Annotated in this window: 16 protein-coding genes; 15 read left to right on the top strand and 1 reads right to left on the bottom strand. The window is 48.3% G+C overall.

Features of this window, described 5'->3' with window-relative positions:
* Nucleotides 1–120 precede the first annotated feature (120 nt).
* The 3 genes from ACO08K_RS07015 to ACO08K_RS07005 all read left to right on the top strand — a co-directional run bounded on the left by ACO08K_RS07015 (nt 121) and on the right by ACO08K_RS07005 (nt 4,135).
* A complete protein-coding gene (locus tag ACO08K_RS07015; protein WP_421795679.1) occupies nt 121–1,410 on the top strand; it encodes an asparagine synthetase B in 1,290 nt (429 codons plus the stop codon).
* A gap of 151 nt (nt 1,411–1,561) precedes the next feature.
* Nucleotides 1,562–2,848 (top strand): asparagine synthetase B, encoded by a 1,287-nt coding sequence (locus ACO08K_RS07010; RefSeq protein ID WP_421795678.1) that lies wholly within the window; start codon nt 1,562–1,564, stop codon nt 2,846–2,848.
* A 141-nt stretch (nt 2,849–2,989) separates the two neighbouring features.
* The gene (locus ACO08K_RS07005; RefSeq protein ID WP_421795676.1) at nt 2,990–4,135 is read left to right on the top strand and encodes a S1C family serine protease; all 1,146 of its coding nucleotides are present in this window, start codon (nt 2,990–2,992) and stop codon (nt 4,133–4,135) included.
* Nucleotides 4,136–4,220: 85 nt separating this feature from the next.
* Here ACO08K_RS07005 and ACO08K_RS07000 read toward each other — a convergent pair whose 3' ends face one another.
* The gene (locus ACO08K_RS07000) at nt 4,221–6,026 is read right to left on the bottom strand and encodes a M61 family metallopeptidase (protein ID WP_421795675.1); all 1,806 of its coding nucleotides are present in this window, start codon (nt 6,024–6,026) and stop codon (nt 4,221–4,223) included.
* 261 nt (nt 6,027–6,287) lie between these two features.
* Between ACO08K_RS07000 and ACO08K_RS06995 the strand changes: the two genes are divergently transcribed.
* From ACO08K_RS06995 to ACO08K_RS06940, 12 genes are all read left to right on the top strand, one after another.
* Nucleotides 6,288–7,886 carry a gliding motility-associated C-terminal domain-containing protein gene (locus ACO08K_RS06995; RefSeq protein ID WP_421795674.1) on the top strand — a complete coding sequence of 533 codons (1,599 nt, stop codon included), beginning with the start codon at nt 6,288–6,290 and terminating at the stop codon, nt 7,884–7,886.
* A 327-nt stretch (nt 7,887–8,213) separates the two neighbouring features.
* Nucleotides 8,214–8,660 (top strand): division/cell wall cluster transcriptional repressor MraZ, encoded by a 447-nt coding sequence (mraZ, locus tag ACO08K_RS06990; RefSeq protein WP_421795673.1) that lies wholly within the window; start codon nt 8,214–8,216, stop codon nt 8,658–8,660.
* A 108-nt stretch (nt 8,661–8,768) separates the two neighbouring features.
* Nucleotides 8,769–9,704, top strand: coding sequence for a 16S rRNA (cytosine(1402)-N(4))-methyltransferase RsmH (rsmH, locus tag ACO08K_RS06985; protein ID WP_421795672.1), 936 nt, complete (start codon nt 8,769–8,771; stop codon nt 9,702–9,704).
* Nucleotides 9,705–9,770: 66 nt separating this feature from the next.
* Complete coding sequence (locus ACO08K_RS06980; protein ID WP_421795671.1) at nt 9,771–10,100, top strand: FtsL-like putative cell division protein; 330 nt, start codon at nt 9,771–9,773, stop codon at nt 10,098–10,100.
* A gap of 43 nt (nt 10,101–10,143) precedes the next feature.
* Entirely contained in the window at nt 10,144–12,273 is a 2,130-nt protein-coding gene (locus ACO08K_RS06975) for a penicillin-binding protein (protein WP_421795670.1), read from the top strand.
* The gene (locus tag ACO08K_RS06970) at nt 12,270–13,751 is read left to right on the top strand and encodes a UDP-N-acetylmuramoyl-L-alanyl-D-glutamate--2,6-diaminopimelate ligase (protein ID WP_421795669.1); all 1,482 of its coding nucleotides are present in this window, start codon (nt 12,270–12,272) and stop codon (nt 13,749–13,751) included. The genes ACO08K_RS06975 and ACO08K_RS06970 overlap by 4 nt, the downstream gene beginning before the upstream one ends.
* A 161-nt stretch (nt 13,752–13,912) precedes the next feature.
* A complete protein-coding gene (gene mraY, locus ACO08K_RS06965) occupies nt 13,913–15,181 on the top strand; it encodes a phospho-N-acetylmuramoyl-pentapeptide-transferase (protein ID WP_421795668.1) in 1,269 nt (422 codons plus the stop codon).
* 4 nt (nt 15,182–15,185) lie between these two features.
* Nucleotides 15,186–16,514 carry a UDP-N-acetylmuramoyl-L-alanine--D-glutamate ligase gene (gene murD / locus ACO08K_RS06960; RefSeq protein ID WP_421795667.1) on the top strand — a complete coding sequence of 443 codons (1,329 nt, stop codon included), beginning with the start codon at nt 15,186–15,188 and terminating at the stop codon, nt 16,512–16,514.
* Nucleotides 16,515–16,586: 72 nt separating this feature from the next.
* Nucleotides 16,587–17,726, top strand: coding sequence for an FtsW/RodA/SpoVE family cell cycle protein (locus tag ACO08K_RS06955; protein WP_421795666.1), 1,140 nt, complete (start codon nt 16,587–16,589; stop codon nt 17,724–17,726).
* Entirely contained in the window at nt 17,727–18,833 is a 1,107-nt protein-coding gene (murG, locus tag ACO08K_RS06950; protein ID WP_421795665.1) for an undecaprenyldiphospho-muramoylpentapeptide beta-N-acetylglucosaminyltransferase, read from the top strand.
* A gap of 9 nt (nt 18,834–18,842) precedes the next feature.
* A complete protein-coding gene (gene murC, locus ACO08K_RS06945) occupies nt 18,843–20,216 on the top strand; it encodes a UDP-N-acetylmuramate--L-alanine ligase (RefSeq protein ID WP_421795664.1) in 1,374 nt (457 codons plus the stop codon).
* Nucleotide 20,217: 1 nt separating this feature from the next.
* The gene (locus ACO08K_RS06940) at nt 20,218–21,006 is read left to right on the top strand and encodes a cell division protein FtsQ/DivIB (RefSeq protein WP_421795663.1); all 789 of its coding nucleotides are present in this window, start codon (nt 20,218–20,220) and stop codon (nt 21,004–21,006) included.
* Nucleotides 21,007–21,183 lie beyond the last annotated feature (177 nt).

The raw sequence follows: 21,183 nt of genomic DNA, 5'->3' as shown, positions 1-21,183 counted from the left end.
GAAGTCAGCAAATATAAACGATTTTGCGCTCTCTATAGTTGCAAGAGAAAATTTATTGTTCCTAAGCAACCCAAAGTACCGTAAATTCGTTTTTTAATACGAACTTAAATAAATCTGGCAATGATCAAAAAATGCTTGCTTGTTTTGGGGCTGATTGGAGCAACCCTTGGTCCCCTTAGAGCTGCCTACATGCTACTGCCCATGGAGCCTGACAAGCAGAAGGACCACTTGAAGGCGTATGGCATCACTTTTTGGGTGCTGAACAATGGGGTGGAGGCTTGGTGGCTCCTGAATTACCGGGGAGGAAGTTTTGCCTTTCAGCACAGTAAAGCTTTTGAAAAAGAATGCCTCACCCGAGGCGTTTCTTTTGAGATCGTCCCCGATGCCCAGTTCAATGGGATTCTCAATCAAATTGCCGATCCTGAGGCCAATATGGAGGCCATGAAATTGGAAAAAGCCCCCAAAATTGCCGTCTATACACCTGATATGGATTCCAAGGGCCAGCGCATCCAACCCTGGGACGACGCGGTAACACTGGTACTCACTTATGCTGAAATCCCCTACGATGTCATTTACGACCGGGAGGTAATGGCGGATAAATTGGCCCAGTACGACTGGCTCCACTTACACCACGAAGATTTTACGGGGCAATACGGGCGTTTTTATCGCTCCTTTAGCTCTTATGCCTGGTACCGGGAAAACCAAAGGCGGTCAGAAGAATTGGCCCGCAGTTTGGGCTTCAACAAAGTATCCGAGTCAAAACTAGCGGTGGTCAAAAAAATTCGCGACTTTGTGGGTGGTGGTGGCTTTATGTTTGCCATGTGTTCGGCCACGGATACCTACGATATCGCCCTTGCTGCGGATGGCATTGACATCTGTGCCGATATCTATGACGGAGATGCCGCCGACCCCAATGCCCAATCCAAGTTGAACTTTGGCAATACCTTTGCCTTCAAAAATTTCACGCTGGTGCGAAACCCACTGGAGTATGAATTTTCCAATATTGATGTCGGCCAGGCTCCCGGTCGGGACGTACCCACAGAGCAGGACTATTTTAGCCTTTTTGATTTTTCGGCAAAATGGGACCCTGTACCCACCATGTTGACCCAATGCCATACCCGCACAGTCAAAGGTTTTATGGGCCAAACCACTGCCTTTAGAAAGCAATACCTGAAAACGAATGTGCTCATCTTGGGCGAGAACAAAGCGCATGGTGAAGCCCGTTACATCCACGGCATTTTTGGCAAAGGGTTTTGGACCTTCTACGGTGGCCACGATCCCGAGGATTATCGCCACCTGGTCAACGACCCCGAAACTGACTTGAGCTTACATCCAAACTCTCCGGGATACCGCCTGATTTTGAACAATATTTTGTTCCCGGCGGCGAAGAAAAAAGAAAGAAAAACCTAATATAGTTGAGAAAGTTGAGGAGTTGAGGCTACCGCAGCGACTTAGACCGAGGCCGTGTCTAAGTCGCTGCGGTAGCCTCAACTCCTCAACTCCTCAACTTTCCCCCCATTATTGTTCTCTATTTGTATACACCCTCCAAAATAGAGTAGACATGATTAAAAAATATATCCTTTTCCTGGTGTTGATAGGTGTGAGCCTGGGCCCCCTCAAAGCTGCTTACATCCTGCTCCCGATGGAGCACGACAAACAGAAAGACCACCTAAAGGCATACGGAATCACCTATTGGGTGCTGAATAAGGGTGTCGAAGCCTGGTGGTTGCTCAATTACCGGGGCGGAAGTTTTGCTTTTGAACACAATAAGGCTTTTGAAAAAGAATGCCTCACCCGGGGCGTAAGTTTCGAAATTGTTCCCGACGCCCAATTCAATCTTATCCTGGATAAAATTGCGGATCCAGCGGCCAATATGGACGCCATGAAACTGGAGAAAGCCCCCAAAATTGCCGTCTATTCCCCGGAAGTGGACGCTGCCACGGGCAAAAGTATTCAGCCCTGGGATGACGCCGTAACCCTGGTACTGACCTATGCAGAAATTCCTTTTGATATGTTGTATGACCGGGAAGTGGTAGGGGACAAACTGGCCCAGTACGACTGGTTGCACTTGCATCACGAAGACTTTACCGGACAGCATGGCCGCAACCACCGGGGCTATCGATCCAATGCCTGGTACGAGGAAAGTAAGCTGAGATCAGAAGAATTGGCGCGTAGTTTGGGCTTCAACAAAGTATCCGAATGCAAATTGGCGGTGGTTAAAAAAATCCGCGATTTTGTAGCTGGTGGTGGCTTTATGTTTGCCATGTGCTCGGCTACAGATACTTACGACATCGCACTTGCCGCCGATGGGGTGGACATTTGTGCCGAAATTTATGATGGAGACCCCGAAGATCCCCAGGCACAGTCAAAAATAGATTTTTCAAAAACCTTTGCTTTCAAAAACTTCACCTTGTCAAACAGTCCTTTCGAGCGGGCATTTTCCAATATCGACGTGGGTCGCATGCGCGATGTTTCCCCCGATCAGGACTACTTCAGCCTTTTTGATTTTTCCGCAAAATGGGATCCCGTGCCCAGTATTCTTACCCAATGCCACACCCGTACGGTTAAAGGTTTTATGGGCCAAACCACAGCGTTTAGAAAACCTTACCTGAAGAACAATGTTCTCATCCTTGGAGAAAATAAAGTCCTCAACGAAGCGCGTTACATACATGGTATTTTTGGCAAAGGGTTTTGGACCTTTTATGGTGGCCACGACCCCGAAGATTACCGACACCGGATCGAAGACCCGGAAACTGACCTGAGTTTGCACCCTAACTCCCCAGGATACCGCCTGATTTTGAACAATATCTTGTTCCCGGCGGCGAAAAAAAAGGAACGAAAAACATGACGAAGTTGAGAAGTTGAGAATGTTGAGGAGTTGAGGCTACCGCAGCGAATTTGACACAGGTTTGGTCAAATTCGCTGCGGTAGCCTCAACTCCTCAACTCCTCAACTCCTCAACACTTAACAACTTCTCAACTACAAAACAATGACATCTGGCTTTATGCGCATTTCACTTGCACTCCTCCTCCTGGTCGGTGCCTTTTTTGCCGGCGCAGCTTGGAGAAACAAAGACAACAACGACGAATCCGGCACTGAAGTAGTGGCCAGGGACAAAAAGGGACACAGTTCCTTACCTACCCGGGTCGCGACAGTGCGGGAAGGCATGACCCCGGAAGAATCACATACCATTGATTTGTTCGAAAAAGCTGCGCCCAGCGTATGCTATATCACTACCTCGGTGGTGCGTCGCGATTTCTGGACCCGTAACGTAATGGAAATCCCACAAGGATCCGGTTCTGGCTTTGTCTGGGACCGCAATGGGCACGTCATCACCAACTATCATGTGATTCAGGGAGCCTCCAAAGCTCAGGTTACCCTTGGTGACCGCAGCACCTGGGATGCAGAACTGGTGGGTTCAGCACCTGAAAAAGACCTTGCGGTATTAAAAATCAAAGTCCCCAACAGCAAATTGGTACCTATTCCGGTGGGAACTTCTGAAGATTTGCGGGTTGGGCAATCGGTATATGCGATCGGCAACCCCTTTGGTTTGGACCAAACCCTAACCACCGGCATCGTCAGTGCCTTGGGGCGGGAAATTCAAACGGAAAGTGGCTTCCCTGTGCGTGATGCCATTCAAACCGATGCCGCCATCAACCCGGGCAACTCTGGAGGGCCCTTGTTGGATTCTTCAGGCCGCCTCATTGGGGTGAATACCGCCATTTACAGCCCATCTGGAGCCTCCGCTGGGATTGGCTTTTCAATTCCTGTCGCGGTAGTGCGTTGGGCGGTGCCTGAATTGATCAAGTACGGCAAAATCATGCGCCCCACGATAGGGGTAGAGCTGCTGGAAACTTCCGATATCAAGCGCAACCAATTGGAAGGCCCTCTGGTCATGGATGTGGTGAAAGGTGGCCCGGCCGCCAATGCTGGACTGCGCCCCACCCGCCGCGACGAATACGGTCGTATCGTTTTGGGCGACATCATCATGGCCATGAACAACAAACGGATTGCTACCAAAGAGGAGCTAATCTTGGAGTTGGAGAACTATCAGGCTGGGGATGAAGTTACGCTTACTTTACTGCGGGATCAGCGGGAAGTGAAGGTGAAGGTGCGTTTGGCGGCTTCGAAGTAATTTTTTTTTGCCACAAAGACACAAAGGCACAAAGGCACTAAGGCGATGGCTTCTTAGTGCCTTTGTGTCTTTGTGGCAAAAATAATCAAGGTGAAACCTTCCCATTAACCCAACCCTCATAAATCGCCTGCTGCAATTTCCCCGGGTTGAGCTGTGGACTCATCTGGAAGGAGCGCTCCTTTTTTTTACCCATAATAAAACGCAAATACCGCTTTTCGCCTCCCTGCAGCACAATCAGCTCGATCTCATCTCCGGCAAACTGATCCTTTATCATGTTGGCAAAAGGGAAAGATTTAGCGGGCTCATTGTACACTTCGAGGATGAAATTGCGGCGACGCAATCCGGCTTTCCAGGCCGGAGAATCATATTCCACTGCGGTAACTACGGTACTATCCTTGGCCAATCGGGTAGTCAGCCCCAGCCAGGCACCGGGGACAGCTTTGGGTTCAAGATCGATATTTAGCCCCGCGTAATCGAGGTACTTGGAGTAGTTCAATTCTGCAACAGAATTGACGTATTGAAACTCGGCTTCGAGCGAGGCCCCGGCAATGTTTTCACACACCTGCCGAAATTCTGCTTCGGTGAACCCCCTTTGCTGTTTTAGGTAATACTCCTGGTACAGCGTACGCATCACATCGTCCAGCGATTTTTTGTTTTGGGTCAAATACCGGATGCGCAAGTCAAACAACCAACCTACCACCGGGCCTTTGTCGTAATAAGATATGGTTTTGTTGACCTCGTCATCCCTGCGACCAAAGGGCCCATCACTCCAGGTTTCATAACTGGCCTGTACCAGGTTTTGATACAAACGCCCCGGTTTGTCTTCAAACGCCCGGATGTTGTTGCGAAAAGCCTCCAACAATTCTTCATCGCTGCACAAGCCGGCTCGGCGCAGCAGCAAATATTCGTAATACACGGTTAATCCTTCTGAAATCCAGAGTTGATTGGTTCTGCTGCCTTCATCGTAGTTGAATGGCCCTAATTCAATGGGGCGGATCCGTTTGACATTGTAATGGTGAAAATATTCATGAGCTAAAAAAAACAAGGTACGCAGGCGGTTTTGGGGGCTGTTCAGGCTTTCGCCAGTAAATGAAAAAGTGGTAGAATTGAGGTGCTCAATACCTCCGGCTCCGGGGCCAATGGCAATAAAAGTATAATCCTTGTAGGGAACATCTCCAACTAAATCAGCCGCAGCCTGGACAATTTTTTGCAAGTCGGACATGAATTTGACCTTGTCAAACTGCCCGAGTTTAAGCCCGATAAAGCGGTGCTTTTTTCCGGCCACCTCAAATGCTGGAAGCTCTTCCAAATTGCCGACCAGCAAGGGACTATCGTACAAAACATCAAAATTTGGAGCCATAAAAGTATATGCCTCTTTCGGTACCGCTTCCAGTCCAGTAGCCACCTGTTTCCAGGCAGAATGGGGGTGTACCTGTATTTTTGAGGGATGATTTAAATGCCCATTGGGATACATAAATACACCTCCGGGTAAAATATAGCCCCGTTCTTCATCCAGGTAAGGAGTAGCAACAAAGGAGCGTTGTGTTTTTACGGCATAGCTCAATACGATGCCTCGTTTCGGGTGAGGGATCACCCGCCAGGTATTGTCATTGGTTTTTTCCCATTTTAAAACTTTACCCTTGCTGTCCAAAGCCTGAAATTGATCTACATACTGGGCAAAATCCAGCCGTTGGTAGTACCCTGGGGTCCAAACTGGCATTTTGAAATCAATGCTGGTTTCGCTGAAATTTTTGCATTCCATTTTTACCTGAAAAGTATGGGTGGCAGGTTGATCCATCGAAATATGGAAATGGATCGAACTTGGACCAGCCCAAGCACCGGTACAAGCGCACAAAAGCAGGGCATAAAAACTGCAAATAGTAGATTTCATTGGTATAAATTGTAGTGTTTGTGGGTACAAATAAAAACCCAGGTGCTTATAAGGAGACAAGCCATTTAGACCAAACTAGATCTCGGTAGTAATTCCTACGACCAAATTTAACATTCCTGAACATCAGTTTACCCATTTCCCAATTATTCTGCTATCTTAAATGCTTGTTTGGACAAGCCCTAAAATGGTCAATATGTGTAACCTAAATTAACAGAGTGAAAACCGATTGTGCACCTATTGCACATTCATGACCAACTGCCTATGAGACTGCTTTTCCTTGCCCTTGGATTGACCCTTTTGACAATCGGGTCTTTGTCGGCACAAAATGCCCGGACTGAAATTTGCAACAATGCTATTGATGATGATGGCGATGGGTTTATCGATCTCAATGACACCACTGATTGCAAATGTAAGGTGATCGAACCTGTTTCGCTGATTCCCAACCCTTCATTTGAAGATTACAATTGCTGTCCAACCGATCGCTCCCAACTCAATTGTGCGGTTACCTGGATTCAGGCCTCAGAAGCGACCACCGACTACATGAACAACTGTGGCTGGACTGGACGCTCCAATCTTCCTGCGCCTACTCCTTTCCCCGACGGAGAGGCCATTGTTGGTTTTCGCAATGGAACCTTTGGGCCACAAAACTCAAACCCACAGTGGAAAGAATACACCGGAGCTTGTCTGTTGGGGCCACTCAAGGCCAATACTGCCTATCGCTTCAAATTTTGGATCGGTTTTACCCATGCCATCAACTCACCACCGATGGATGTGGTGTTTTATGGTACACCGGATTGCAAATACCTGCCTTTTGGCAAAGGGAATGAGCGTTATGGTTGCCCGATGAATGGTCCCGGTTGGGTAGAATTAGGTCGAGTATCGGTGGGTGGGGTCAATGAATGGAAACAATACGAAATAAATATTACTCCAAAAGAAGACATTAAAGCCATTGCCATTGGGCCTGATTGTACAGAAATCAGTTGGACAACGGATACTTATTATTTTTTTGACAACCTCATTCTGGATGAGCGGATCAATTTTGAATACGTCATTTCACCCAAAAATCACCCTTGCAATGACAAACACATTCTTAATGTACCCACCATCAATGGTTATACTTACCAATGGTACAAGGAAGGGATCGCACTGCTTGGAGAAACTGGACCAGAGCTGCTGGTAACCAAAGGGGAAGGGGCTTATCAAGTGCGGATTGAATCCTCTAATGATTGTCGGATTACCTCGGTTTACCACCACGAAATTCCCGTGGACGAAACGGCCGTAACCCACAAGATTTGCCCGGGAGCATCTTTTCGGTTCAAAAACAGCACAATCAACAGGCAAGGTGTTTACGTGGAAACCTTTAAATCCATTTACAATTGCGATAGCATTGTTACACTAACCCTTAATCTGGAAGACGATTTGATCGATTCGGTGGAAACCCGGATTCTCGAAGGTGATTTTGTATCTATTGGGGGCATCCACCAAATTCGCACCCCCGGGCGCTATGCCCTCAAAGTTACTTCTACGCTGGGTTGCGATAGCACCGTTTACCTCGATGTTGATTACCTTAAAGTATATATGCCTACCGCTTTCTCACCCAACGACGATGGCGTGAATGATACGTTTGGGCTTTTTGCCAATTCCTCCGAGCTCACCATCGTTTCGCTTCGAGTTTTCGACCGCTGGGGTGAACAAGTGTTCAGCGCCAAGGATTTATCTTCTGAAGCACCCACAACCCACTGGGATGGCACCTCCCGAGGCAAACCTGTTCCTGAAGGCTTGTACGTCTATGTTGTCAACGTCGTGTTAAAAAACGGACGTGAACAAACCCGTTATGGGGAAGTACATTTGGTGCGATAAAAAAAAGTTTAAAATAGTTTCTTAAATCTAAAAATAGTTTATTTTTGTATTGAAAAATACGAAGTACATTCCTATTGTACACCTTATGGGCCAAAATGAATCCAAATCGCATTTTTGTGCCCACTTTTTCCCACAGTAGATCACCCCTGTTTTGTTTGATTTTGTAATCAAAAAAGGTATTTATGTAATTATAGTAGTGACATTGTGGTTTTCGAAACAGGAGAGTGGGAAAAAAGTTGGAAAATTTGGTTAAAAAAGTGGGTAAAAGTGGAAATTTGTGGAAAATGTCCGTAGTTTTGGACACACAAACCTTCTAAAGGTGTATCCATGCGTAAACTATTGGGCGAATTCGAATGCAAGATCGACGAAAAAGGTCGAATGCGTTTGCCCAGCGGGTTGATCAGTCAACTCGGTGAGCGCGAAGCCTACACCTTTGTGATGAACCGGGGCTTTGAGAAATGTCTCATGCTGTATCCCCGAGAAGTATGGGACAAAATCACCGAAGAAATTGACCAGCTGAACTATTACGATCAAGAAAGTCGAGCCTTCCAACGCTATTTCTACCGCGGTGCTCAAGAATTGACCATGGATGACAATCTGCGCATCCTGCTCAACAAGCGCCTCCTCGAATACGCGGGTATCGAAAAGGAAGTCATTCTGATGGCTTACAACGATAGGGTAGAGGTGTGGTCAAAAGAACGTTACGATGAGATGTTGGACGAAGAACCTGCCGATTTCTCAGGCCTTGCCCAACGCGTAATGAGCCCAAGATAGGGTGTGAAGGTGTGAGTGTGTGAAAGTGTGGGTGTGAGGGAGCCCTGATTTGAAAAACTTACGCACCCCATGGATTTACCCGTGGGAGCGCATATACAGCCTCAACCCATGAATTTATTCGTGGGCATGGGCTGGGAGACGAAACATATGGAATACCACAATCCAGTCCTAGCTACCGAAGCCATCGAGGCCCTAAACCTTCAAACATCCGGCACTTACGTCGATGCAACTTTTGGAGGAGGCGGGCATGCTCGCCTGATTTTGCAAGCACTCGGGGATCAAGGCCGCTTGATTGGATTCGACCAAGATGAAGATGCACAACGCAATACTCTGGATGACCCAAGATTTACGTTTGTGCCCCACAATTTCCGCTTCTTGCGCCGCTTTTTGCGTTTACACGGAGCAGAACAAGTGGATGGAATCCTGGCCGATTTGGGGGTTTCCTCGCATCAACTGAACGAAGCCGAACGAGGCTTCTCTTTTCGTTTTGACACCCAATTGGACATGCGTATGAACCAACAAGGGGAGCGCAGCGCCGCCGATGTGTTGGCTACTTATACCGAAGCCGAACTGCAAAACATGTTTGGCACTTTGGGGGAAGTGCGCAATGCTCGAACCCTTGCCCAAGCCATCGTACGCGAACGCCAGGTGCGCCCGCTACGCAGCATTGGCGATTTGTTGGCGTTGTTGGATCCCCTGGTACGCGGGCAACGCAATCGTTACCTGGCTCAGGTGTTTCAAGCCCTACGCATGGAAGTGAACGACGAAGTAGGTGCCTTGCGCGATTTTTTAGAACAATCGCTCCAGGTACTGAAACCAGGAGGACGATTGGTAGTCATCGCCTATCACTCCATTGAAGACCGGATGGTGAAAAATTGCATCAAAACGGGCAATGTTGATGGGCAAATGGAACAAGACTTTTATGGCAACATTGCCCGGCCTTTTGAGGTGCTGAGCAAAAAAGCCATTTTGCCCTCCGAGGCAGAAATAAAAGAAAACCCGCGCTCACGCAGCGCAAAAATGCGGGTAGCCGCAAAATCGTAAGGGCAACCCTGTGTGGTTGCCCCTGCAAGGGCGACCACACAGGGTCGCCCCAACAAAACGAATAAAATGGCAAAAAAATCAGGCATCGGACAATACTTTGAGCTTGGCTTCCTTACCTCGGAACTCATCCTCAAGAACCTGTCTTTTGTCCTGTTTTTGGGCTTTTTGGCGGTGATCTACATTGCCAATTCCCGCTTTGCTGAAAAAAACGTACGCCACATCCAACAGTTGCAACGTGAATTGCGCGAACTGCGTTGGCAATACATGACCCTGGAATCAGAAAACATGTACAACAGCCGCCAGTCTGAGTTAGCAGAGCAATTGAAGGATGAAAACTTTGAAGCGTTTGGGACGCAGCCAAAACGCATAGTAGTGCAAGACAAAAACGATTATTAATCTTTGATTGTTGGGCGTCGCTTCCCACAATCGACAAAACAAAATGATGGAAATCAAGAACGAAATTCTTTATCGGATTTACTTCTTGTTGTTCGGTATTTTCATACCGGCCGCCGTCATTATGGTATACCGCACCATCGTTATCAGTGCAGTACAGGGCGAAGCATGGCGTCAACAGGGTAAGGACAATTATGTGCGTTTTAAAGCCATCGAAGCCGATCGGGGAAACATCCTGGCTTTGGATGGCAGTGTGTTGTCTACCTCCATCCCTTATTTCGATTTGTACTTCGACCCGGTAGCGCCACAGATCAAGGATTTTAATGAAAATATTGATTCTTTGTCTTACTGCCTGGCTAGCTACGTTGATGATACTTACACTCCCGGAGGCTTGCGAGATTATCTCATCCGGGCACGTGCCGATTCCAGCAACCGCCACATCTTGATCAAAAAAGGGGCCACCTTTATTGAAAAAGCCAAAATAGAGCAGTATCCCTTGTTCAATAAAGGTCGTTTTCGGGGAGGTTTGATCGTTGAACAACGCAATGAGCGCCGCCGCCCATTTGGCTTATTGGCCCAACGTACCATTGGTTATGTACGGGAAAATGCCAAACCTGTTGGTATTGAAGGTGCCATGGATTCAATCCTGCGTGGCCAACCCGGTGGACAAATGATGATTCGGGTGGATGCCAGAAAAGACATCTGGTTGCCTTTGGAAGACCTTACCGCCATGGACCCCAAAAGTGGAGACGATGTGCTCACCACCATCGATGTCAATATTCAGGACATCGTGGAAAACGCTTTGCTGCGTGGGATGAATGCGCACGACGCTGAATGGGGAACGGCGGTAGTAATGGATGTAAAAACCGGCGCGATCCGCGCCATTGCCAATTTGGGACGTGGGGAAACAGGTTGGTGGGAATCCTTCAACTACGCCATTGGGTCGTCGGTTGAACCGGGCTCTACCTTTAAAACAGCCACCATGTTGGCACTTCTGGAGGACAACGTGATCAAACTTCAGGATTCGATCAACATCAATCATGGTAAAGCACAGTTTTTTGAACAACTAATGGTAGACGCTTCGACCGAAAGTATCGATTTGGATACCATTTCAATCCAAAAAGCTTTTGAAATATCTTCCAACGTAGGGATTGCCGGCTTGGCTCAGCGTTTTTATGGCTCCGGAAATGGACCTGATCGTTTTATCCGTCGACTCAAACAATTCAATTTGCACTTGCCTTCAGGGGTAGAAATTGAAGGCGAAGCCAATCCTTACTTGAAAGAAGCATTTAGTGAAACCTGGAGTGGTATTTCTTTGCCCTGGATTTCCCATGGCTATGAATTGCGGATCACTCCACTGCAATTGTTGACTTTTTACAACTCCATCGCCAACAACGGGACGATGATGAAACCCTATTTGGTTGCGGGTACTCAACGGTATGGTGAGATTCTGGAAGAGTTTCCACCAACGGTTGTAAAAAGACAGATTGCATCTGCGAACTCGATTCAACGCATCCGCCAACTGTTGGAAGGAGTAGTCAATGATGGTACGGCCAAAAAGCTAAAAACGGATGCCTACAATTTTGCGGGTAAAACAGGTACAGCGCAAATCAACTACAAACGCAGTGGTAAAAACATCCAGATTGGTGGTTACCGGGCTTCATTTGTAGGGTATTTTCCCGCTGAAAATCCTCGATATTCCTGTATTGTGGTGATTCATCGCCCACGTAAAGCCGGATTTTATGGCTCTGATGTTGCGGGCCCAATCTTCCGGGAAGTGGCCGATAAAATCATGGCTACGGGCACCAACCACCAAACCCCAGTCAATCTGGCTGAGCGGCCTCCGATGAAAAGCGAAGCCCTCCCAGGTTTGGATGCGGGTGCCGCCGGGGATTTACGTACGGCTATGAAATACCTGGACCTCCCATTTTACGGGCGTCCCGGAACCGAAATGGCAGTAATCCGCACTCATGCCGATTCTATCCTTTTTCAGGATCGGGTATTGACGGAGCGCGTTGTGCCGAATGTATTGGGAATGACTTTAAGAGACGCGCTGTACGCCCTGGAAAATGCCGGGCTTAAGGTAAGGCTCAATGGGGTAGGGAAGGTGATCAGTCAATCGATACCGCCCAATTCCAAAATACGTGGACAGACGATATCAATAACCTTGCGATGAAAGAAGACATGGATCAAACTGGCAAAACCTTAAAATCATTGCTGCAAGGACTAAAAACTTTGCAGATTTTGGGTTCGACAGACATCGCGATTGAGGAAGTTATTTTTGATTCCCGCAAGGCGGGCCCGAATAAATTGTTTGTAGCCGTAAAAGGAGTGCAGGTGGATGGCCACCAATTTATACCTCAGGTTTTACAAGCAAATACCCGCGCCCTGATTGTGGAAACGATACCGGAAAACGTTCCGGATCAGGTAACCATTGTTCAAGTTGCCAATTCAGCTCAAGCCTTGGGCTTTTTAGCCTCCGCTTTTTACGAGCACCCCTCTCACCAACTCAATCTGGTTGGGGTAACGGGTACGAATGGCAAAACAACTACGGTTACTTTACTCTATGACCTATTTAGTGGTTTAGGCTTCAAATGTGGTTTGCTATCAACAGTAGAAAATCGCATTGCCGGCCAGGTGGTCGCTTCTACCCACACAACGCCCGATGCCGTAGCCATCAACGCATTGTTGGCCCAGATGGTGGAAGCTGGTTGTGAATATGCCTTTATGGAAGTGAGTTCTCATGCGGTCGACCAAGGCCGGATTGCTGGACTGGACTTCAAAGGGGCCATTTTCACAAACATCACCCATGATCACCTGGATTACCATAAAACCTTTGACAACTACATTCGCGCCAAAAAAGGCTTCTTTGACCAATTGTCGAAAAAAGCTTTTGCCTTGGTCAATGTTGATGACAAACGGGGGATGGTGATGACCCAAAACACCGCAGCGACAGTTTACCGCTACAGCTTGCGGCAAATGGCCGAATTTCGGGCCCGCATCATCGAGAACAGCCTAACGGGGCTGCATCTGGACATTGACAATCAGGATTTTTATGGCCGCCTGATCGGTGAGTTCAACGCCTACAACCTCCTCGCAGTGTATGCCACGGCAATTTTGCTGGAACAGGACAAAGTAGACACACTCACCCAACTGAGCCAGCTCAAAGCTGCCGAAGGCCGCTTCGACTATGTACTCGACGCCAAGCGCAAGGTCACCGCAATCGTTGACTACGCCCATACGCCGGATGCTTTGGAAAAAGTGCTGGAAACCATCCAGGCCCTGCGCAAAGCAGACTCCAAAGTGCTGACCGTAGTAGGTTGTGGTGGTGATCGGGATCGTACCAAACGACCCACCATGGCGAAAGTGGCTTGCCAATACAGCGATCAGGTGATTCTGACCAGCGACAACCCACGCTCGGAAGAACCCGAAGCCATCATCCGCGAGATGGAGGCTGGAGTTCCTGCCGAGTCACGCCGCCAGGTGCTGAGTATCACCGACCGCAAAGAAGCCATTCGAACGGCTTGCCGTTTGGCGCAAAGTGGTGATGTTGTATTGGTTGCGGGCAAAGGCCATGAAAAATACCAGGAAATTAAAGGGGTGAAACATCCCTTTGACGATAAGGAAATTCTGAACGAAGAATTTTCGCTTTAGTTTGTTTAAAGGACAAGCTAAAATTGAGGCTTTGTGGATAACTCTTGCGCCACCAAAAGTGGAAAGCAGGGGAGAATTGCTATTTTTGCGGCTTTAAAAGTAAAATAGGGTGTTTGCCAGTTGCTTCAAAACCAACTGGATCCTTACAATCATCAAGACTTATGCTGATTAACTTAGTCGATTGGCTAAAAGCCAATTTTGGGCACTTTCTAGGCTCTGGTTTGTTTCAGTACATTACTTTCCGGGCCGGGGTAGCAATCATTCTTTCCCTGATCATTTCAATGGTGTTGGGCGGACGCATCATCAAGTATTTGCAAAAGCAACAAATTGGTGAAACGATCCGCGAACTCGGCTTGGAAGGGCAGACCTCTAAAAAAGGCACGCCTACCATGGGCGGCGTGATCATCATTTTGGCCATATTGATCCCTTGTCTGTTGATGTCCAAACTCGACAACATCTACATCATCATTATGGTGGTCACAACCTCCTGGATGGCGATTATTGGTTTTGTCGACGACTACATCAAGGTCTTTATGAAAAATAAAGAAGGCTTGAGTGGGCGCTACAAAATCATCGGCCAGGTGGTACTGGGCATCATCATTGCTACGGCGATGATGTTCAACCCCGACATCAAGGTGCGGATGGAAACCAATGCGGCGCAAGAAGCCGGTTTGGCAGAGTCGGATCGAGTCAGCAGTTTCATCTATTCTGAAGAGCCAGATGGAACTGCCGTCCAAAAAGCGGACTACAAAACCAACGTCACCAACGTGCCCTTTTTGAAAAACAACCACCTGGATTATGCCTGGCTCATGCCGGGGGGCCCAGAATCAGACAAAAAATGGCTGTGGTTGTTGTACATCCCTTTCATCATCATCGTGGTAACAGCGGTATCCAATGCTGCTAACCTGACGGATGGAATTGATGGCCTGGCAACGGGGGTTTCGGGAATCATTGGTGCTACGCTGGGCATTTTTGCCTACGTTTCTTCCAACGCGATTGCCGCCAACTACCTCAACATCCTGCACTTGCCAGGAACCGAGGAATTGGTAGTCTTTTCAGCTTGTTTGGTGGGCGCTTGTATCGGCTTTTTGTGGTACAATGCCTTTCCGGCGCAGGTATTCATGGGAGATACGGGCAGTTTGACCCTCGGCGGCATCATCGCTGCTTTGGCTATTTTGCTCCGCAAAGAGTTGTTGATCCCTATGCTCTGCGGGATTTTTGTAGTAGAAAACTTGTCAGTCGTCCTGCAAGTAGCCTATTTCAAATACACTAAGCGGAAGTACGGCGAAGGCCGTAGGATTTTCCTGATGTCACCCCTGCACCACCACTATCAGAAGAAGGGAATGCACGAGGTGAAAATTGTGACCCGCTTTTGGATCGTCGGTATTTTATTGGCTGTGATGACCATCATAACCCTTAAAACCCGCTAGAACCATGAGCCTCGATCAAAAATTGAATATCGCCATTCTGGGCGCTGGCGAAAGCGGCGTCGGAGCAGCAATATTGGCTTTGCAAAAAGGCCATGAAGTATTTGTATCTGACAAAGGTCAGATCAAAGAACAGTACAAAACGGAGTTGAACCAGCAAGGCATTGCTTTTGAAGAAGGCACTCACGACCATGAACGCATTCTGGCCGCCGACCTGATCATCAAAAGCCCGGGCATCCCGGATAAGGCCCCCCTTTTACAGGAAATTTTCCAAAAAGGATTGCCGGTCATCTCCGAAATTGAATTTGCAGCGCGGTATACCCAGCATTTTACCATCGGCATTACCGGAAGCAATGGTAAAACGACCACGACCAACCTGATCTACCATCTACTCGCCAAAGCGGGCCTCGATGTAGCGATGGGCGGGAATGTAGGCAAAAGCTTCGCCCGAATTGTGGCCGAACGCGATTATGTCTACTACGTGTTGGAACTGAGTAGTTTCCAGTTGGAAGGCATTCAGGAATACCGCCCGGACATTTCGATGATTTTGAACATTACGCCCGACCATTTGGATCGCTACAACTATCAATTGGAGAATTACGCGGCGGCAAAGTTCAACATCGTACGGGCACAAGAGACCCGGGATACTTTTTTGTACAATGCCGACGACCCCAATGTGGGCGGGCAGTTACAAAAGTACCCCACCCAGGCTAAACCGCTAGCCATTTCCTCCAGCATGACGGAGGGGACTCGCCTTAAAGTTGGCGGGTTTACATTTGAAATGAGTACAACTCCATTGATGGGGCAGCACAATTACATGAATGCATTGTTTGCTGTGCAAACCGCGCTTCAACTGGGCATTGCGCCTGCTGTAATTCAGGAAGGTTTGAACACCTTCGTAAATGCTCCCCACCGACTCGAAAAAGTGGCTACTGTAAATGGTGTGGAATACATCAACGACAGCAAAGCGACCAACGTCGATTCGGTGTACTACGCCCTGCAAGCCATGACCAAACCCACTGTTTGGATCGTAGGTGGCCAGGACAAAGGCAACGACTACGGGCCTCTGCTCGATTTTGTCAAAGCCAAAGTCAAAGCCATTGTGTGCATGGGACTGGACAATAGTAAAATTGTCCAAAGTTTCAATGGAGTCATCGATACAATTGTGGAAACCGGATCGGCGGTGGAAGCGGTACAACAAGCAACGCGATTAGCGAGCGCTGGGGATACCGTTTTACTTTCGCCCGCTTGTGCCAGTTTCGACTTATTCAAAAACTACGAAGACCGTGGCGAGCAATTTAAAGCCGCAGTCTTTGGAGTGATGAGTGATGAATGATAAGTAATGAGTGATGGGTTGCCCCTTACTCGGAGCGGATTCATCACTCATTACTTATCATTCATCATTACTATGAGCGTTTTTGCGAGAATCAGTTCAGAATTACAGGGGGATCGTTCCATTTGGGCGGTGCTGTCCATTTTGGCAGTATTCTCGCTGTTGGTGGTGTACAGCTCTACAGGTACACTGGCTTATGCGAAAGGTGGTGGCAATACTGAGGCATTCCTCGTCCGGCAAACCGTATTCGTGATGGGTGGGTTGTTGATCACCTATTTCTGCCACACCTTTAATTACATGCGCTTTCACCGCGCGGCTCCTTATTTGTTTTTCATTGCCTTACTCTTACTTTTTTATACCCTGTTTTTTGGGGCCAACATCAACGACGCCCGGCGCTGGGTTGCCATTCCCTTTACTGGGTTGACTTTCCAAACTTCGGATTTTGCCAAAATTGCATTGGTGATTTACGTGGCCCGCTCTATTTCAGCCAAACAGGATTACATCAAAGACTGGAAATCGGCTTTTATCCCGATCATCGTACCCGTACTCATCATTTGTGGCTTGATCGCCCCGGCGGACCTTTCCACGGGCGTTTTGTTGTTTTTTACCTGCCTGATGATGATGTTCGTAGGGCGGGTTGATGTACGTTTTATCATCGCCCTCTTGGTGTTAGGGCTGATGGTTTTTGCACTCTTGATCTTTTCAGCAGATGCTTTTCCCGGATTTATTCGGGTAGATACCTGGTCTTCCCGGATTCGGGATTTTGTGACCAATCCGGATGGAGGTTATCAGGTGCAGCAAGCCAAAATCGCCATCGCCAATGGCGAGTGGTTTGGTGTAGGGCCTGGCAACAGCATTCAACGCAACTACTTGCCTTCTCCCTATTCCGATTTTATCTATGCTATTCTTTGCGAAGAGTATGGTGTGATCGGTGGGGTGATTGTGATTTCAATGTACATCGTTCTCTTTTTCCGCATTACTCGCCTGGTAACCAAGAGTTCCAAAGCATTTGGAGCGATGGTAGCCTTGGGTTTGGGAATATTACTGATCACACAGGCTTTTGTCAATATTGCTACGGCACTACACTTGATTCCTGTGGCCGGGGTTACCCTGCCTATGGTGAGTCGAGGGGGTACCTCCACATTGTTCACCTGTATTGCTTTTGGTATCATTCTGAGTGTGAGCCGATTTGTAGAACTAAACGAAGCAGACTAAATGAAAAGAGATAGTGCACCAAGAATCATCATCAGCGGCGGCGGTACCGGGGGCCATGTGTTTCCGGCGATTGCCATTGCTGACGCGATCGTGGCAAAAGTGCCCGGCGCGCAGATTCTTTTTGTGGGTGCACAAGGAAAAATCGAAATGGAGAAAGTACCCAAAGCCGGGTACTCGATCGAAGGTTTGTGGATCAGTGGATTCCAACGCTCCTTGTCGCTCCGCAATTTGCTTTTTCCGGTAAAACTGGTGTACAGTTTGCTCAAAGCCCGCTCCATTGTGCGCAAGTTCAAGCCACAAGCTGCAGTAGGTGTTGGCGGATACGCTAGTGGGCCACTGTTGGATATTGCCACCCGCAAGGGAGTCCCTGCCCTGATCCAGGAGCAAAACTCGTATGCTGGAGTGACCAATAAATTGTTGAGCCAGAGGGTACAAAAAGTATGTGTGGCTTACGAAGGGATGGAGCGCTTTTTTCCGGCGGACAAAATTGTCCTCACCGGGAATCCGGTACGTCGCTCGGTGGCCCAGGCTACTGATGCTGGTGCTGCGCGCAACCATTTCGGCCTCGAAGCAAACAAACCAACCCTCCTGATTTTTGGCGGAAGTTTGGGCGCTTTGTCCATCAATGAAGCCATGGCGCAAAACACCAGTTTTTGGCAAAACAACCCTGATGTACAAGTGCTTTGGCAATGTGGTGGAAGCCACCATGAGAAATACCAAAACTGTGCAACGGCGCAGTTGCCCAACGTAAAACTAATGGCCTTTATCGATCGGATGGATTTGGCTTATGCAGCAGCAGACGTAGTTTGCTCGCGGGCAGGCGCTTTGACCATCTCCGAATTGTGCCTGGTGGGGAAACCTGCCATTTTGGTGCCCTCGCCCTTTGTGGCGGAAGACCACCAAACGAAAAACGCCCAGGCTTTGGTAGATAAAAATGCCGCGATTATGGTCCGCAATGCGGATACAGTCTCTGCACTTTTACCCGCAGCCCTGGAACTATTGCAAAACGAAACCAAACGCAACACCCTTGCCCAAAATATCCTCGCGCTGGCGAAACCCAATGCTGCTGAGGAGATTGCGGAGCAAGTACTGAGCTTAGTGAAATAATACAACGTTATGCTTGACCTTCAAGACATTAAAAAGCTTTATTTCATCGGAATCGGCGGCATCGGCATGAGCGCCATCGCCCGCTATTTCCTCCAACGTGGGGTAGAAGTACACGGTTACGATCGCACTTCCACTGAGCTGACCCGCGCGTTGGAAGCTGAAGGCATGCATGTACATTATGAAGAAGATTTGACTAAAATTCCAGCAGGTGTTGATCTGGTGGTGTATACGCCAGCAGTTCCGACTAGCCATGCAGAATACCAGCATTTTTTGCAAAATGGCACACCCATCAAAAAACGGGCGGAAGTATTGGGCATCATCAGTCGGGGTATGAAAACCGTAGCCATTGCGGGGACGCATGGTAAAACGACTACTTCCTCGCTTACTGCTCACTTGTTGCGCAGCACCGGGGTAGATTGTACCGCCTTTTTGGGCGGTATTGCCCGCAATTTTGAATCCAATTACGTGCTGGGTAGCAGCGATTGGGTAGTGGTTGAAGCCGATGAGTTTGACCGTTCCTTTTTGCACCTCTATCCCGATATCGCGTCCATCATGTCGATGGATGCCGATCATTTGGACATTTATGGGGACGAAGAAACGCTGCTGAATACCGGCTTCAAGGCTTTTGCCAAACAAATTAAACCAGGTGGTACCTTGTGGTTGCAGCACCGTTTGCAGCATCACTTTGATGGAAATACCGCATATCGGAGCTTTGGTGTGGAAGGTGGCGATTATCAGGCGCACAACATCCGGGTAGAAAAGGGCTATTTCGTGTTTGATTATACCAGTCCCCAAGGGACTATCGAAGGATTGCGCATGCCACTACCAGGGCGGCACAACGTGGAAAATGCCACTGTTGCCTTGTCCATCGCCTTGCAATTGGGGGCTAAAGAGGAGGATGTGCGCAGCGGACTGGCTGCTTTCCGGGGCGTAAAACGCCGTTTTGAAATCATCTACCGCGATGAGGAAACGGCATTTTTTGATGACTATGCGCATCACCCCACTGAGTTGAATGCAGCCATTGGGGCGGCGCGGGAATTGTTCCCCAACTCCAAAATTACTGGCGCGTTTCAACCCCATTTGTTCAGTCGTACCCGCGATTTTGCCGATGGTTTTGCGGAGGCCCTGGACCAACTGGACGAAATATACTTGTTGGATATTTACCCGGCCCGGGAACTACCGATCCCCGGAGTGAGTTCTGAAATGTTGGTACAACTGATGAAGAACCCCAATGTACACCAGATCAGCAAAGCGGACTTGTTGCCAGCCCTGCAAAACAACAAACCTGAAGTATTGCTGACCCTGGGTGCAGGAGACATTGATACCCTGGTGGAACCAATCGGAAATTGGTTGAATAGTACAAAGAAACAAAACAACCCGTAAGATGGCCGAATCGACAAATAAAAACAAGATCACGCGGCAACAGCTCAAAGCATTGGCCTGGATGGCCACCCTGCTGGTGGGAGCGATGGTCGTGCTGTCGGCCGTAAACCACCGCAAAAGTGCAGCAGTAAAGGGGGTAGAAGTGGAAATCAAACCCTTGCCCAATGGCGATTTGCTGATGCAGCCTGTGGACGTAACCGAACTGATCCACAAAGCCTTCGGGTATGAATTCCAATCCCGCTCAGTACGCACCGTGGAAATTGAACGGCTGGAACAGGTTTTGGAAAAAGACCCACTGGTGCAAGACGCCGAAGTATTCCTGGATGCCCGCGATTTTGTGCGGGTGACCGTGACTCAAAGAGAACCCGTAATTCGCATCATCGACAAAGATGGCTGGAATTACTACCTGGATAAAAATGGCATTCGGATGCCTCTGTCCAAACACTTCACTGCCCGGGTGGTAGTGGCTACAGGGAGCATCCCCGTGTATGTGCCTGACTTTTTGGAACGTGAAAAACACTTATTGCGACAATTGTTTTTGCTCAGCACTGAGCTCCGTAAAGACGCATTTTTAAATGCCATGATCGGACAAATCTTTGTGAGCAGCAACGGCGACTTCATTTTGGCCCCCCTGATCGGCGACCAAAAGATTGTATTTGGAAAGTACGAAGATGCACAGGATAAGATCCAGAATCTGAAGATATTTTACCGTGAAGCTATGCCCTACGAAGGCTGGCGAAAATACCGCAGTATTGATGTTCGCTTTCGTGGACAGGTGATTTGTAAGTAGTTGAAAAGTTGAGGAGTTGAGAAGTTTAGGCTGCCGCAGTAACATGGGCGAAATTAACCTAAACTTCTAAACTTCTCAACCTCTCAACTTCTAAACTAACAATATTGAATCCCATTTTACGGAGACAGGATTGCGCTAACTTACTGATAAACGCTTACACAACCCGCTCCGAACTAA

The sequence above is a fragment of the Haliscomenobacter sp. genome (genome assembly GCF_965225875.1).
Classification (GTDB): Bacteria; Bacteroidota; Bacteroidia; order Chitinophagales; family Saprospiraceae; genus Haliscomenobacter.
This window is presented reverse-complemented; position numbering and strand designations above follow the sequence as displayed.